General features: G+C 54.7%; 15 protein-coding genes and 1 other RNA gene. 4 read left to right on the forward strand and 12 right to left on the reverse strand.

Annotated elements, in window-relative coordinates; all coding sequences use genetic code 11:
* Positions 1 to 91: 91 nt before the first annotated feature.
* The 6 genes from gcvH to Q5705_19345 all read right to left on the reverse strand — a co-directional run bounded on the left by gcvH (position 92) and on the right by Q5705_19345 (position 6,329).
* On the reverse strand, positions 92 to 481 hold the full coding sequence (gene gcvH / locus Q5705_19320) for a glycine cleavage system protein GcvH (protein WLI76690.1): 390 nt from the start codon (positions 479 to 481) through the stop codon (positions 92 to 94).
* Positions 482 to 505: 24 nt separating this feature from the next.
* On the reverse strand, positions 506 to 1,600 hold the full coding sequence (gene gcvT / locus Q5705_19325; GenBank protein ID WLI76691.1) for a glycine cleavage system aminomethyltransferase GcvT: 1,095 nt from the start codon (positions 1,598 to 1,600) through the stop codon (positions 506 to 508).
* Positions 1,601 to 2,022: 422 nt separating this feature from the next.
* Complete coding sequence (ubiI, locus tag Q5705_19330) at positions 2,023 to 3,225, reverse strand: FAD-dependent 2-octaprenylphenol hydroxylase (protein WLI76692.1); 1,203 nt, start codon at positions 3,223 to 3,225, stop codon at positions 2,023 to 2,025.
* A 17-nt stretch (positions 3,226 to 3,242) separates the two neighbouring features.
* The gene (gene ubiH / locus Q5705_19335; GenBank protein WLI76693.1) at positions 3,243 to 4,421 is read right to left on the reverse strand and encodes a 2-octaprenyl-6-methoxyphenyl hydroxylase; all 1,179 of its coding nucleotides are present in this window, start codon (positions 4,419 to 4,421) and stop codon (positions 3,243 to 3,245) included.
* Entirely contained in the window at positions 4,418 to 5,731 is a 1,314-nt protein-coding gene (gene pepP / locus Q5705_19340; GenBank protein WLI76694.1) for a Xaa-Pro aminopeptidase, read from the reverse strand. Before pepP ends, ubiH begins: the two co-directional genes overlap by 4 nt.
* A 19-nt stretch (positions 5,732 to 5,750) precedes the next feature.
* Complete coding sequence (locus Q5705_19345; GenBank protein ID WLI76695.1) at positions 5,751 to 6,329, reverse strand: YecA family protein; 579 nt, start codon at positions 6,327 to 6,329, stop codon at positions 5,751 to 5,753.
* A 227-nt stretch (positions 6,330 to 6,556) separates the two neighbouring features.
* Here Q5705_19345 and zapA point away from each other — a divergent pair, with 227 nt between their 5' ends.
* From zapA to Q5705_19360, 3 genes are all read left to right on the forward strand, one after another.
* A complete protein-coding gene (gene zapA, locus Q5705_19350; GenBank protein ID WLI76696.1) occupies positions 6,557 to 6,886 on the forward strand; it encodes a cell division protein ZapA in 330 nt (109 codons plus the stop codon).
* Between the two features lie 42 nt (positions 6,887 to 6,928).
* A non-coding RNA gene (gene ssrS, locus Q5705_19355) (6S RNA) lies at positions 6,929 to 7,112 on the forward strand.
* A 20-nt stretch (positions 7,113 to 7,132) separates the two neighbouring features.
* Positions 7,133 to 7,732 carry a 5-formyltetrahydrofolate cyclo-ligase gene (locus Q5705_19360; protein ID WLI76697.1) on the forward strand — a complete coding sequence of 200 codons (600 nt, stop codon included), beginning with the start codon at positions 7,133 to 7,135 and terminating at the stop codon, positions 7,730 to 7,732.
* 38 nt (positions 7,733 to 7,770) lie between these two features.
* Here the strand turns inward: Q5705_19360 and serA are convergent, their stop codons facing one another.
* Both serA and rpiA read right to left on the reverse strand, forming a co-directional pair.
* Positions 7,771 to 9,003: a phosphoglycerate dehydrogenase gene (gene serA, locus Q5705_19365; protein WLI76698.1), complete on the reverse strand. Its 1,233-nt coding sequence runs from the start codon at positions 9,001 to 9,003 to the stop codon at positions 7,771 to 7,773.
* 267 nt (positions 9,004 to 9,270) lie between these two features.
* Complete coding sequence (gene rpiA / locus Q5705_19370; GenBank protein WLI76699.1) at positions 9,271 to 9,930, reverse strand: ribose-5-phosphate isomerase RpiA; 660 nt, start codon at positions 9,928 to 9,930, stop codon at positions 9,271 to 9,273.
* Between the two features lie 164 nt (positions 9,931 to 10,094).
* Between rpiA and argP the strand changes: the two genes are divergently transcribed.
* Entirely contained in the window at positions 10,095 to 10,988 is an 894-nt protein-coding gene (argP, locus tag Q5705_19375) for a DNA-binding transcriptional regulator ArgP (protein WLI76700.1), read from the forward strand.
* A 41-nt stretch (positions 10,989 to 11,029) separates the two neighbouring features.
* On the opposite strand, the gene Q5705_19380 is transcribed toward argP, so the two are convergent.
* The 4 genes from Q5705_19380 to fbaA form a co-directional block, all read right to left on the reverse strand.
* Complete coding sequence (locus Q5705_19380) at positions 11,030 to 11,773, reverse strand: oxidative stress defense protein (protein ID WLI76701.1); 744 nt, start codon at positions 11,771 to 11,773, stop codon at positions 11,030 to 11,032.
* Positions 11,774 to 11,860: 87 nt separating this feature from the next.
* Positions 11,861 to 12,496 (reverse strand): arginine exporter ArgO, encoded by a 636-nt coding sequence (argO, locus tag Q5705_19385; protein ID WLI76702.1) that lies wholly within the window; start codon positions 12,494 to 12,496, stop codon positions 11,861 to 11,863.
* 139 nt (positions 12,497 to 12,635) lie between these two features.
* Entirely contained in the window at positions 12,636 to 13,496 is an 861-nt protein-coding gene (locus Q5705_19390) for a small-conductance mechanosensitive channel MscS (GenBank protein WLI76703.1), read from the reverse strand.
* A 188-nt stretch (positions 13,497 to 13,684) separates the two neighbouring features.
* Positions 13,685 to 14,764, reverse strand: coding sequence for a class II fructose-bisphosphate aldolase (fbaA, locus tag Q5705_19395; GenBank protein ID WLI76704.1), 1,080 nt, complete (start codon positions 14,762 to 14,764; stop codon positions 13,685 to 13,687).
* Between the last annotated feature and the right edge of the window lie 2 nt (positions 14,765 to 14,766).

The following is a 14,766-nucleotide window of genomic DNA, read 5'->3' on the forward strand; positions in this document are numbered from 1 at the left end:
GCCTGGATTGCCGGATGGCGGCTTCGCCTTATCCGGCCTACATCTACGTCAATTTGTAGGCCGGATAAACGCAGTGCCATCCGGCACAAATTTATTCTTCGTCCAGCAGAGCGTTATAAGCGGTTGCGTCTAACAGCGCGTCAACTTCCGCTTCGTCGCTGGCTTTGATTTTGAAGATCCAGCCTTCGCCGTACGGTTCGCTGTTAACCAGTTCCGGAGAGTCATTCAGGCTCTCGTTAACCGCCACGATTTCACCGCCGATCGGTGCGTAAATATCAGAAGCAGCTTTAACAGATTCAGCAACGGCGCAGTCATCGCCCGCGCCGACGGTTGCGCCCACTTCCGGCAGGTCAACAAACACCATATCGCCCAGCAGTTCCTGCGCGTGTTCGGTAATGCCAACGGTATAAGTGCCGTCCGCCTCCTTGCGCAGCCACTCATGTTCTTTGCTGTATTTCAGATCGCCAGGTACATTGCTCATCGTTTTCTCTCCAGAAAAAATAGGTTACGCGACCGCTTTACCGGCGCGCACAAATACAGGTTTGGTCACTTTGACCGGCATTTCGCGGTTGCGGATCTGCACCACCGCCGTTTCGCCGATACCCGCCGGAACACGCGCCAGCGCAATACTGTAGCCAAGCGTCGGCGAGAATGTCCCGCTGGTAATCACACCTTTTTGCACATTGCCCTGTGCGTCGGTGAAGTGCACCGGCAGCTCATTACGCAGCACGCCTTTTTCGGTCATCACCAGGCCAACCAGTTGTTCGGTGCCTTTTTCGCGTTGCAGTTCCAGCGCGTCACGACCGATAAAATCGCGATCCTGCGGCTCCCAGGCAATGGTCCAGCCCATATTGGCCGCCAGCGGAGAAACACCTTCGTCCATCTCCTGACCGTAGAGGTTCATACCTGCTTCAAGGCGCAGTGTGTCGCGCGCGCCCAGGCCACACGGTTTAACGCCCGCATTCAACAATTGCTGCCAGAAGCTGGCCGCTTTTTCATTCGGCAGCGCAATTTCATACCCGGCTTCACCGGTATAACCGGTGGTAGCGATAAACAGATCCCCGGCTTCAACACCGAAGAACGGCTTCATACCCGCCACGGCGTTGCGCTGCCCTTCGCTAAACAGGCTTGCGGCTTTCTCTTGTGCGTGGGGGCCTTGCACGGCGATCAGCGACAAGTCATCACGCACGGTGATGTCGATGGAGAAAGGTTCAGCGTGTTGGGAAATCCAGGAGAGGTCTTTTTCGCGGGTGGCGGAGTTAACAACGAGGCGGAAAAAGTCTTCGGTGAAGTAGTAAACGATTAAGTCATCAATCACACCACCCGAGGCATTGAGCATGCCGGTATAGAGCGCTTTGCCCGGTTTGGTGAGTTTTGCCACGTCATTTGCCAGCAGATAGCGCAGAAACTCCCGGGTGCGGCTGCCTTTGAGGTCAACGATGGTCATATGCGACACATCAAACATCCCGGCATCGGTTCGCACTGCGTGGTGCTCATCAATTTGCGAGCCGTAATGCAGCGGCATCATCCAGCCATGGAAATCGACCATGCGGGCGCCGCTTAGCGTGTGTTGTTCAAATAAAGGGGTCTGCTGAGCCATCTTTTCCTCGTCGAATAAGCTGAGCTATCACGTTTTTTGCGGCGTAAATTTCGCTCAAAAAACCAGGGTCAACGCCGGTATTGGGCGTTGACGCAAACGTTCTCTTTCGCCTGAACTTATCACCGAAAGCAGTGCTTAACCATAAGAGAAAGTGGGCCATCACATTAGCTTATGACCGCGTTAACTAAAGATAACCACCGAATGAAACTCTGAATAATCGCCACTTAAGAACAATAAGATGTCATTAATACGTGCTTATTGCGGCAACAATTAGTATTTCACACCATTTAAGAGCAAAAATCCCCGGCGCGCAAAAAACGTGAGATGAGAAAAACTAATCTGAAAAAGGGGGTGAAATTAGAATATTTCAAATGAGGGGGAAGAGTCCCTTCCCGGAGGTGGGAAGGGAAAGTGTGACGCGGTTAACGTAACCACTCCGGCTGGTCGTTAAGGCCCATCGCCTGACGTAACAACTGTGTTTTAACACCGGGAAGGGTATCGGCCAGTTTCAAACCGATATCGCGCAGCAGCTTTTTCGCCGGGTTTGCCCCGGCAAAGAGTTCACGAAAACCCTGCATCCCTGCCAGCATTAACGCCGCGCTGTGCTTGCGGCTACGCTCGTAGCGACGCAAATAAAGATGCTGGCCGATATCTTTGCCTTCACGGTTCAGGCGGCGCAACTCAGTGGTAAGCTCCGCCACATCCATAAAGCCGAGATTCACGCCCTGCCCTGCTAAAGGGTGAATGGTGTGCGCAGCGTCGCCCACCAGCGCCAGACGGTGCCCGGCGAACTGGCGCGCATAGCGCCCGGTGAGCGGGTAAATCTGGCGTTCGCTCTCGAGGTGGCACAGGCCGAGGCGGTTATCAAAAGCCACGCATAGCGCCTGATTGAAGGATTCGTCGCTGGCTTCCTGCATCGCCTTCGCCTGTTCGGGCGGCAGCGACCAGACAATAGAGCACAAATGCGGGTCGCTGAGCGGTAGAAAGGCGAGAATGCCATCGTTATGAAACACCTGACGCGCCACGGCCTGATGCGGCTCATCGGTGCGGATTGTCGCCACCAGCGCGTGATGATGGTAATCCCAAAAGGTCAGCGGAATATCTGCTTTATTACGCAGCCAGGAGTTTGCCCCATCTGCGCCGACCACCAGCCGGGCGGTCAGCATGGTGCCATCTTTCAGGGTCAGAAACGCATCGTTTTCACCCCACGCCACTTGCTGGAGTTCCGCCGGTGCGATGAGAGTAACATCCTGGCACTGCTGCGCCTTTTCCCACAGCGCCTGGTGAATCAGCGCGTTTTCAATAATGTAGCCAAGATGACTGTAACCCATGCTCTGGTCGTCGAAGGTGATGCGCCCAAAGCTGTCTTTTTCCCACACTTCCATACCGTGATAACGGCCGACACGTCCGGCGATAATCGTCGACCAGACGCCAAGATGCGTCAGCAGCTTTTCGCTGGCGGCGTTAATGGCCGACACGCGCAACGCCGGGGGCGCATCCGCGACCAAAGGTTCAGGAACAGACTGCTCCAGTACTGCAACACGTAAGCCACTGCCCTGTAACCCGCAGGCCAGCGCCAGCCCTACCATGCCGCCGCCAACAATCGCAACATCAACACTCTGCACTCTTAGCTCCTTTGTCCTTAACGGGCGACCCAACCGAGGGTTCGTTGCGCCAGCACATCACGCGCCGGGGTGAATAATTCCATTGCCATTAGCCCAAGATTCCGCCCGACCACCAGCGGTGCCCAGCGGTTGGCGAACAGATGCACCAGCCCGTCGGTCACGCCAATGGTGGCATTTTTATCAGCCTGCCGACGCTGGCGATAACGTAATAGCACCGGATAGCTGCCAGCATCTTTCTGCTCCAGCCAGGCATCGGACAGCGTTTCCGCCAGCGTCATCACATCACGCATGCTGAGGTTAAACCCCTGCCCGGCGATAGGATGCAGCGTCTGCGCGGCATTGCCGACCAGCACGGCGCGATGGGAAACGGGAGAAGATGTGGTGGTCAACGTCAGCGGATAAACACTGCGCTTGCCCGCATGTAAGATGCGCCCAAGACGCCAGCCGAACGCTTTTTGCAGCTCATGGCAGAAACGTTCATCAGACCAGCTTGCCACCTGCTGCTGATTTTCCAGCGGATGGCACCACACCAGTGAACAACGCCCCTGCGACATCGGTAACATCGCCAGCGGACCGTGTTCAGTAAAACGTTCAAACGCGCGCCCCTGATGGGCAACAGACGTGGTGATATTGGCGATAACCGCAGCCTGATGATACGGCGCCTGCTGCCACTCGACACCCAGTTGCCCGGCAATTGCCGAACGGGAACCGTCTGCGGCGACCAGTAATTCACCCGCAAGATGCTCGCCATTTTCCAGCGTCACAGTGACCTGTTGCTCATTACGGGTAAAACTGCTGACCCGCGCAGGGCAATGAAGCGTAACGCCGGGGGCTTCCTGTAACAGGGTAAACAGTCGCTGCCCGACATCGTGTAGCTCAACCACCTGGCCGAGGGCGTCAATACGATAATCTGCCGCCGAAAGCGTGACAAAACCGGCGTGCCCCCGATCGCTGACATGCACGGTGGAAATCGGTGTTGCGCAGGAGGCAAGCGCCTGCCAGATACCAACGCGCGCCAGTTGTTGGCAGGTCCCCGCCGCAAGCGCAATGGCGCGGGCATCGAAACCAGGGTGGTCCAGCGCTCCGGGAGCATTGGCTTCCACCAGATGAACAGCAAGCTTACCTTGCGTCAGATGTGAAATCGCCAGCGCAAGCGTTGCACCAGCCATGCCACCACCAACGATAATCACACTCATGAACGCGCTTTCGCCATCAGCGCCTCAATATCTTCTGCTTTTTTCACCACGCTGGCGGTGAGGTTCTCGTTGCCCTTTTCGGTGATAACAATGTCGTCTTCTACACGAATACCGATCCCGCGATACTGCTCCGGCACATCGGCATCCGGTGCGATATAGAGACCGGGTTCAACGGTCAGCACCATGCCGGGAGCCAGCTCACGAGAGCGATCCTGGCCGTAAACGCCGACGTCATGCACATCCAGCCCCAGCCAGTGGCTCAGGCCATGCATAAAGAACGGGCGATGGGCGTTTTCCGCCACCAACTCGTCCACTTCTCCGTGCAGAATGCCAAGCTTCACCAGCCCGGTAATCATGATGCGCACCACTTCGCCGGTCACTTCCTGAATCGAGGTGCCTGGACGGAAGAGTTCAAGGGCGCGCTCAAGGGAGGCCAGCACAATGTCGTAAATCTCGCGCTGCGCGGGGGTAAATTTGCCGTTTACCGGGAAGGTGCGGGTGATATCCCCGGCATATCCCTGGTATTCGCACCCGGCATCAATCAGCACCAGATCGCCGTCGCGCATCTGGCTTTCGTTTTCCGTGTAATGCAGGATGCAGCCGTTTTCCCCTGCGCCAACGATGGTGTTATAGGAGGGAAAACGTGCGCCATGGCGGTTGAATTCATGCTGAATTTCGCCTTCGAGCTGGTACTCAAACATACCAGGGCGGCACACCTGCATGGCGCGTGTGTGCGCCAGGGCAGAGATTTCGCCTGCGCGGCGCAACACCTCAATCTCTTCAGCAGATTTAAACAGGCGCATTTCATGCACAATCGGACGCCAGTCGGTTAGCGTGGCGGGCGCGGTCATGTTTTGCCGCGACCCTTTGCGCAGCTTATCGAGCGCGGTAAAGACAATGGTGTCCGCGTAAGCGTATTCACCCTGGGCGTGATAAACCGCGTCGAGCCCGTTGAGCAGTTGATAGAGATGATCGTTTATTTCCGGGAAGGCCAGCGCGCGATCAACGCTGAGTTTTTCCGGCGCGGCGTCCTGGCCCAGACGGCGGCCAAACCAGATTTCAGCGGTTTTGTCGCGCACGCGGTTGAAGATCACGCTGTGGTTGTGGGTGTCATCGCTTTTTATCAGCACCAGCACCGCTTCCGGCTCGTTAAAACCGGTGAAATACCAGAAATCGCTGTTCTGGCGATAGGGGTATTCGCTGTCTGCGCTGCGGGTTGCTTCCGGCGCGGCGAAGATTAACGCGGCGCTGCCCGGAACCATCTGCGCCAGTAATGTCTGGCGGCGACGGAGAAACTCAAGCTGGGTCATGACACCTCCTCCTGGAAAATTAGTGTAACGTTGGCTTGCGCACTTCCGGTGCGGTCGGTTGCTGGCGCGTGAAGGTATCGTGGCACAGCAGTGCCGCAACGCGGACGTATTCGATGATCTCTTCAAGCGACATTTCCAGCTCTTCCTGATCTTCGTCTTCGTCGTAGCCCAGTTGCGCGATGTTGCGCAGGTCATCAATCGCTTCGCCGGTTTCGCCCGTTACTTTGTCGAGCTTCGGCTGTGTGACCCCCAAGCCCAGCAGAAAATGGTTCACCCAACCGGCCAGCGCATCGGCGCGGTCAAACACGCTGACGTCATCGCCATCCGGCAAATAGAGCTGAAACAGGAAACCATCGTCTTCGAGGGAGTCGCTGGTGGCGGCATGCACATTGCGCAGCGCCTGCGCCAGTTCGTGGCCAAAAGCCAGCCCCTCGTTGGTTAAATCATGCAGCAGCGGCTGCCATGAACTGTCTTTATTACCGCCGCAGAGTATCCCCGCGATAAGCCCGTGCATTTCAGCAGGAAGCAATCCCACGCCTTGTTGGTTGAGTAACTGGCCTACATCGTTGTAACCAGGCATTTCGTTCTGTATTGACATGCGCATTCGTCGTCGTTGGGGGGAATATTCATGATATGCTACCACTTTGGCCCCTGGTGATATACCCGTGATGGTTCACGTTACATGCCTTTGCATGTACCCTGATTACTTAAGGTATAGACGCAAAAAACTTGAAAGCACGGACCAGGGTCGCTTATAGTGTCGCCCCTTCGCAGCCCAGGGCTCGAATGCGAAGGCAGAGCGCAGTCAAACAGCAGGAAGGTGGCATGTCTGCACAACCCGTCGATATCCAAATTTTTGGCCGTTCACTGCGAGTGAACTGCCCACCTGAGCAGCGAGATGCGCTGAATCAGGCTGCGGAAGATCTGAATCAGCGGTTGCAAGATCTCAAGGTACGCACTAGAGTCACAAATACTGAGCAGTTGGTGTTTATCGCCGCGTTGAACATCAGTTACGAGCTGACTCAGGAAAAGGCAAAAACCCGCGAATACGCCGCCAGCATGGAACAGCGTATTCGGATGTTACAGCAGACCATCGAACAGGCATTGCTTGATCAGGGTCGCATAACAGAAAGGCCGGGACCGAAGTTTGAATAACGCTTCAGGGTCTACTATGGTAGAGTGACCGTGAAGTTAAAAATTTCTCTGAGATGTTTGCAAGCGGGCCAGTCCCCTGAGCCGATATTTCATACCACAAGAATGTGGCGCTCCATGGTTGGTGAGCATGCTCGGTTCGTCCGAGAAGCCTTAAGACTGTGACGACACATTCACCTTGAACCAAGGGTTCAAGGGTTACAGCCTGCGGCGGCATCTCGGAGATTCCCCTCTTTCTTTACAACTACCATGACGCAACTTCCTGATTTACCCTCGTCGTCACGACAAGAAATCCGCAAAATTATTCGCAAGCGTCGCCGGGAAATTACCCGCGAGCAGCAGGTGCATTTTGCCGAGCGCGCCGCAGCCCACATGATGGCCTGGCCGCCAGTGGTAATGGCGCACACCGTTGCGCTGTTTCTCTCGTTTGATGGTGAACTCGACACCCAACCGCTGATAGAGCAACTCTGGCGCAGCGGCAAACGTGTGTTCCTTCCCGTACTGCATCCTTTTAGCCCCGGGAACCTGCTTTTTATGCACTATCATCCGCGCAGCGAACTGGTGATTAACCGCCTGAAAATTCAGGAACCTAAACTGGATGTGCGTGATGTGCTGCCATTAAGCCAGCTTGATGTGTTGATTACGCCGCTGGTAGCCTTTGATAACCAAGGGCAGCGTTTAGGCATGGGCGGCGGTTTTTACGATCGCACCTTACAAAACTGGCGTAGATATAACCTGCAACCGGTCGGCTACGCGCATGATTGCCAGCGCGTGGACACATTGCCCGTCGAGAAATGGGATATCCCGCTGCCTGCGGTAGTGACACCGTCTAAAGTGTGGGAGTGGTAAGTTCCCCTCCCGGACGGGAGAGGAACGTTTAACGCCTGTCAGAACAGCAGACGGCTACGGATGGTTCCCGGAATGGCTTTCATGCTTTGCAGCGCTTTCTGCGCCACGTCTTCATCCGCCTCAATATCCACCACCACATAGCCCATATACGGCGTGGTTTGCAGATACTGCGCCGCGATGTTGATGTTCTGGCTGGCGAAGATTTGGTTGAGCGAGGTCAGCACGCCCGGGCGGTTTTCGTGGATATGCAGCAAGCGGCGGCCACCGTGCAGCGGCAAAGAAACTTCCGGGAAATTCACTGCCGACAGCGTTGAACCATTGTCGGAATATTTGATCAATTTACCGGCGACTTCCAGGCCGATATTTTCCTGCGCTTCCTGCGTTGAGCCACCGATATGCGGGGTCAACAGTACGTTGTCGAACTCGCACAGCGGCGAATCAAACGGATCGCTGTTGGTTGCAGGTTCTGTCGGGAAGACGTCGATCGCCGCGCCCGCCAGATGTTTGCGCTTCAGCGCGTCACACAAAGCCGGAATATCCACCACCGTACCGCGTGCGGCGTTAATCAGCAGCGCACCCGGTTTCATCAGTGCCAGCTCTTCGACGCCAATCATATTTTTTGTCGACGCGTTTTCCGGCACATGCAGGCTCACCACATCGCTCATGTTCAGCAGATCGGAAAGGTGCTGCACCTGGGTGGCGTTACCAAGCGGGAGTTTGTTTTCAATGTCATAGAAGAAAACGTGCATCCCCAGCGATTCAGCGAGGATACCCAGTTGCGTACCGATATGACCGTAACCGATGATGCCCAGTTTTTTACCGCGCGCTTCATACGAACCGGCCGCCAGTTTGTTCCAGATACCGCGGTGCGCTTTAGCGTTTGCTTCCGGGATCCCGCGCATCAGCAGCAGCAACTCGCCAATCACCAATTCGGCGACGGAACGGGTGTTAGAGAATGGCGCGTTGAATACCGGAATGCCGCGTTTGGCAGCCGCATCAAGGTTGACCTGGTTGGTACCGATACAGAAACAGCCGATGGCGACCAATTTTTCCGCCGCGGCGATGACATCTTCAGTCAGTTGAGTACGGGATCGCAGGCCAATAAAGTGAGCATCACGGATGGACTCTTTCAGTTGCGCCGTGTCCAGCGCGCCTTTGTGGAATTCAATGTTGGTGTAACCCGCCGCACGAAGGCTTTCGACCGCTTTCTGGTGCACCCCTTCAACGAGCAGAAATTTAATCTTGTCTTTCTCCAGTGATACCTTTGCCATTTCCCCGACCCTGTTTTTGACTTAGCTGTGATGTTTTGCGAATTGCAAACCGCGTTAGCCAACATATCAAAAAAAACTATTGCGGCAATATGAACGTTTGCGTCAGGTGACTGAAGAAATGTCATCCAGCGGGAAATGGCAGAGAAAAATGCTGAGAAAGAAGAACATAGCGGCAGGGATCTTAGATCAGGAGAAGAAACGTGACAGATATCACCAAATTTGCCGATCGCAGATTTTTTACAGGGAGGCGCGCGCCTCCCCGTCAGATCATTTCACGATGGTTTTGACACCTTCGGCGCTACCAATCAACGCGACATCCGCGCCGCGATTAGCAAACAGCCCGACCGTAACAACGCCCGGAATCGCGTTAATACTGTTTTCCAGCGCAATCGGGTCGAGGATTTCAAGGCCATAAACGTCAAGGATCACATTCCCGTTGTCCGTCACCACATTCTGACGATACTCCGGGCGACCGCCCAATTTGACCAGCGCGCGAGCCACTGCGCTGCGCGCCATCGGAATGACTTCTACCGGCAGCGGGAATTTGCCGAGGATCGCAACCTGCTTGGAGGCATCCGCAATACAGATAAATTTATCGGCTACCGAGGCGATGATCTTCTCGCGCGTCAGCGCCGCGCCGCCGCCTTTGATCATCTGCATCTGATCGTTGATTTCGTCCGCGCCATCAACGTAAATGCCCAGGCGATCCACTTCATTGAGATCAAACACATGAATGCCAAGGTTTTTCAGTTTCTCAGTGGAGGCATCCGAGCTGGAAACTGCGCCTTCGATCTGGCCTTTCATGGTGCCCAGCGCGTCAATAAAGTGTGCCGCGGTGGAGCCAGTGCCTACGCCAACAATAGTGCCGGGTTCAACATACTTGAGCGCTGCCCAGCCCACTGCTTTTTTGAGTTCATCCTGCGTCATGGTCGTTCACCTGTGGTGTGAAATTTCAGGCGCATTATAAAACACCCTGCCCCTAAAAGTCCCTGTGACCCGTGTCACATTACGCGACAGCCAATTTCGTCTGCCACAAACAGAAATTTATGTCATAGTGCGGGAGGCTATTTTTTCAGGAGACTGCGCAAGCAATGAAACGTCCGGACTACAGAACACTACAGGCACTTGATGCGGTTATTCGTGAGCGTGGGTTTGAGCGTGCCGCCCAAAAGCTATGTATTACTCAGTCCGCCGTGTCGCAGCGTATTAAACAGCTTGAGAATATGTTTGGTCAGCCATTGCTGGTGCGCACCGTGCCGCCGCGCCCTACCGAGCAGGGGCAAAAACTATTAGCGCTGCTGCGCCAGGTTGAGTTGCTGGAGGAAGAGTGGCTCGGCGACGAACAAACCGGCTCCACCCCGCTGCTGCTGTCGCTGGCGGTCAACGCCGATAGTCTGGCAACCTGGCTGCTGCCGGCGCTGGCACCGGTTTTAGTTGATTCCCCTATTCGCCTGAATTTGCAGGTAGAAGATGAAACCCGTACCCAGGAACGCCTGCGTCGCGGTGAAGTGGTGGGCGCAGTGAGTATTCAGTCTCAGGCGCTGCCAAGCTGTCTGGTCGATCAACTGGGCGCGCTGGATTACCTGTTTGTCGGTTCGAAAGAGTTCGCTGACCGCTATTTTCCCAACGGCGTTACCCGCCCGGCGCTGCTGAAAGCCCCCGCCGTGGCGTTTGACCATCTCGACGATATGCATCAGGCGTTTTTACAGCAATATTTCGATTTACCGCCGGGCAGCGTACCTTGCCATATCGTCAACTCGTCCGAAGCGTTCGTGCAACTGGCGCGCCAGGGCACGACATGCTGCATGATCCCGCATCTGCAAATTGAAAAAGAGTTGGCCAGCGGCGAGCTTATCGACCTGACGCCGGGCTTGCTGCAACGTCGGATGCTTTACTGGCACCGTTTTGCGCCGGAAAGCCGCATGATGCGTAATGTGACAGACGCGCTGCTGGAGTTTGGGCACAGAGTGTTGCGCCAGGATTGAGAAAAAACCCTCTCCCAGCCAGGAAGAGAGGGCTTACAGGATTACTTCGCCGCCGTTGTGGTCTGTTGCTGCGCCTGTGCAGGCTCAAGCTGGAATACAACATCAACCTGATCATCAAACTGAATTGTTGGTTGTTCGTAGGTTTCCTGCGCGGAAGCCGGTGCCGACGCATCTGCTTTCATCATGCGAACCATCGGGCTCGGCTGATAATTGGAAACGTGGTAGCGAATGCTGTAAACCGGACCGAGTTTGGCATTAAAACCAGAAGCCAGCTGCTGCGCCTGGCGCGTCGCGTCATCGATCGCCGCTTTACGGGCTTTATCTTTGAACGACTCCGATTGTGCAACGCCCAGCGAGACAGAGCGGATTTCGTTCAGACCCGCTTTCAGCGCGCCATCCAGCAGGGAATTGAGTTTATCCAGTTCACGCAGAGTGACTTCCACCGTGCGTACGGCGCGGTAGCCTTTCAGAATGCTTTTGCCGTTCTGGTAATCGTAATCGGGTTGAGTACGTAAGTTCGCAGAGTTGATATCTTTGCGGGCAATGCCGTTTTGCTCAAGGAAGCTCAGGTATTGCGCAACGCGATCGTCCGCCTGTTTTTTAGCTGATGCAGCGTCTTTTGCGGCGACGTTCACTTCAATCGCCAGGGTGGCGATATCCGGGGTTGCATCCACGCTTGCCGTGCCCGTTGTGACAATATGCGGGCCATCCGGCAATTCGTTTGCCTGTACTGCCATTGCGCCAAAACCCATTATTGCCGCCAGGGCTATCACTTTACATTTCACAGTTGCTCCTCCATGTTGCTTAAATACGTCCGCAGACGCCTGGCAGCAAGCTTAGCCGCTCAGTTTTAATTGTCCATCGGACTTACCTTATCTGAATAATTCTTGCAAATGGTGTACGCCTTCCCGCGCCAGTTTAAAGGCGATAAACCACATCACCAGGCCGACCAGCGTATTGATAATCCGTTGCGCTTTTGCGGTGCGCAAACGCGGAGCCAGCCACGCCGCCAACAAGGCCAGGCTAAAGAACCATAGGAATGAGGCGCTGACGGTGCCTAACGCAAACCAGCGCTTCGGTTCTGCCGCCAGTTGGCCGCCCAGGCTGCCGAGCACCACAAAGGTGTCGAGATAAACATGCGGGTTAAGCCAGGTCACCGCCAGCATGGTGGCGATAATGCGCCAGCGCCCCTGCCGCAAGGTTTCCGCACTTGCCAGTTCAATATTGCTGCGCAGCGCCGTTCTCAGCGCGCCAAAACCGTACCACAACAGGAATGCGACTCCACCCCAGGTCACCAGCGCCAGCAACCACGGGGATTGCATCAGCAGCGCGCTGCCGCCAAACACCCCAGCGCAGATCAGCGCCACATCACTCAACGTACACAGCAGCGCCGTCATGATGTGATACTGCCGACGGATCCCCTGGTTCATGACGAAAGCATTCTGCGGCCCAAGAGGAAGGATCAACGCCGCACCCAGCATAAGCCCCTGAAAATAATAAGATAACACGTCATATTTCCGTCAAGTTGTTTCAGGAAGCTGACTATAGCGCGGAGAAATCATTAGAGGAAATTGATAATTTTAATCATTAATCAGTGATACTAATAATGCAGGGTATTAAAAAGGTCGGCAGTGCCGACCTTCAGGGTTATTGCTCAGACTTCTCTTTCACGCGTTTGAAATTCACATCCATCTGCGGGTACGGGAAGCTAATACCATTTTCATCAAAACGGCGCTTAATCTTCTCCAGCACATCCCAGTAGACGTTTTGCAGATCGCCGCTGTTGCTCCAGACACGAATCACAAAGTTGATGGAGGATGCGCCCAGTTCATTCAGGCGTACTGTCATTTCACGATCTTTAAGGATGCGATCGTCGGCCTGAATAATTTCGGTCAGAATGCTTTGGACTTTATCTATGTCCGAGTCATACGCCACGCCAATGATAAATTCGTTACGGCGCACCGGCTCGCGGGAGAAGTTAATAATATTGCCCGCGATAATTTTGCCGTTCGGGATAACAACGATACGACCATCCGCAGTACGCAAGGTAGTGGAGAAAATCTGCACCTGTAACACCGTGCCGGCCACACCGCCCAAATCGACATACTCACCCGAGCGGAACGGACGGAACGTCACCAACAGAACCCCTGCCGCCAGGTTAGAGAGCGAACCTTGCAGCGCCAGACCAATAGCCAGACCGGCGGCACCGAGGACGGCGATCACCGAGGCGGTTTGTACGCCCACGCGCCCCAGCGCAGCAATCAAGGTAAAGGCGATGATACCGTAACGCACCAGTGCGGAAAGAAAATCCGCCACGGTCGCGTCAATGTGTCTTGCACGCATCAGACGATTAACGGCATTCGAGACAATGCGTGCCACAATCATACCGACAACGATGATTGCGATAGCCGCTACGATATTAACGGCATAGCTCAACAGCAGTGCCTGGTTGTTCGCCAGCCAGGAGCCTGCATGATTGATGCTGTCGACAACGTTAAGATCTTCCATTCGTGCTTCCTTCTGTTGTTCCAAAACGGGAAAAACGCCCCTTGCCATCAAGGACAGACCCATAAAGGGTAACCATAAAGCGGCAATTTCGCCAAATCGATCACATTTTCTGTTGGTCGGCAGCCTATTGAATTCTCAATAAAAAAGGCCCGCAAATTGCGGGCCTTTTCATTAAAGCGAGGCGTAAATTACAGAACGTCTACCGCGTTCAGTTCTTTGAAAGCCTGCTCCAGACGAGCGACCATGCTGGTCTGCGCAGCACGCAGCCATACACGCGGGTCGTAGTATTTCTTGTTCGGCTGATCTGCGCCTTTCGGGTTGCCCAGTTGAGCTTGCAGGTAGCCTTCGTTCTCTTTGTAATACTTCAGGATACCTTCCCAGGTTGCCCATTGGGTGTCGGTATCGATGTTCATTTTGATAACGCCGTAGCTTACGGAGTCTTTGATTTCCTGCGCGGAAGAACCGGAACCGCCGTGGAATACGAAGTTCAGGCTGTTGTGCGGCAGGTTATGTTTCTTAGAAACATATTCCTGAGAGTCGCGCAGAATCGTCGGGGTCAGTTTTACGTTACCCGGTTTGTACACACCGTGTACGTTACCGAAGGAAGCAGCGATGGTGAAACGCGGGCTGATTGCATTCAGTTTGGTGTAAGCGTAATCAACGTCTTCCGGCTGGGTGTACAGTGCAGAAGCGTCCATGTGGCTGTTGTCCACGCCATCTTCTTCACCACCGGTGCAACCCAGTTCGATTTCCAGCGTCATGCCCATTTTGGACATACGCGCCAGGTATTTGGAGCTGATCTCAATGTTCTCTTCCAGAGACTCTTCAGACAGGTCAATCATGTGAGAAGAGAACAGCGGTTTACCGGTTGCAGCGAAGTGTTTTTCACCCGCGACCAGCAGACCGTCGATCCACGGCAGCAGTTTTTTCGCGCAGTGGTCAGTGTGCAGAATGACCGGTACGCCGTAATGTTCTGCCATCTGGTGAACGTGATGCGCGCCAGAGATTGCGCCCAGAATCGCCGCACCCTGAGGAACGTCGGTTTTCACGCCTTTACCAGCGATAAATGCAGCACCGCCGTTAGAGAACTGAACGATAACAGGTGCGCGAACTTTCGCTGCTGCTTCCAGAACGGCGTTGATGGAATCAGTACCGACGCAGTTAACTGCCGGCAGAGCAAAGTTGTTTTCTTTAGCTACCTGGAACACTTTCTGAACGTCATCACCGGTGATGACGCCAGGTTTTACGAAATCAAAAATTTTAGACATTT

The sequence above is a fragment of the Kosakonia sp. H02 genome, assembly GCA_030704225.1.
Lineage (GTDB): Bacteria > Pseudomonadota > Gammaproteobacteria > Enterobacterales > Enterobacteriaceae > Kosakonia.